Source organism: Polaromonas sp. P1_E3 (assembly GCF_056405935.1).
Genome location: NZ_JBFUBD010000843.1, coordinates 1 through 561 on the forward strand (window position 1 = coordinate 1; position 561 = coordinate 561).

At 59.5% G+C, this 561-nt stretch carries 2 protein-coding genes; both read right to left on the bottom strand.

Annotated elements, in window-relative coordinates; genetic code table 11:
- The coding region (locus AC1D0Z_RS23880) for an HflX-like GTP-binding protein (RefSeq protein ID WP_477660586.1) at positions 1-420 on the bottom strand (420 nt) is incomplete at its 3' end.
- Positions 421-437: 17 nt separating this feature from the next.
- Positions 438-561, bottom strand: a 124-nt coding sequence (locus tag AC1D0Z_RS23885) for an RNA chaperone Hfq (protein WP_477660587.1), incomplete at its 5' end; no start/stop codon positions are given.

Below are 561 nucleotides of genomic sequence, written 5' to 3' on the forward strand. Positions count from 1 at the left end.
TTCAAGGTGTGACCAGCGCCGCACCAGACGTGTAGACATGTACTGCAGCCGGGCCAGCTCAACCTGCAGCTTGCCCTCATGGCTGCGTGCCCGCTGGGCGAAGATTTCGAGGATCAGCAGCGTCCGGTCGTTCACCGGCATGTCCAGGTGCCGCTCAAGGTTGCGCTGCTGCGCCGGGCTCAAGGACTGGTCAAACAGGATTTCGGTGGCACCGGTGTCCAATGCCAACAATTTGATCTCATCGGCCTTGCCGCTACCGATGAAAAGCGCCGCATCGGGCGCCCTGCGTTTGCACGTGACGCGCCCAACCGGCTGCAGGCCTGCGGTTTGCGCGAGCAAACCCAGTTCTTGCAGATCGGCGTCAAAGTTTGGCAACCCCAGATCGACCCCTACAAGAAGGACCAGAGGTTTCGGGCTCACCGGAGCATCGTACGAACTCAGCTGGCGGGGCTTTCTTCAGAGTCGGCGGTCGCGAAATTCACTGCGCGGCCCGGAACGATGGTGGAAATCGCATGTTTGTAAACCATTTGGGTCACAGTATTGCGAAGCAGAACCACATAT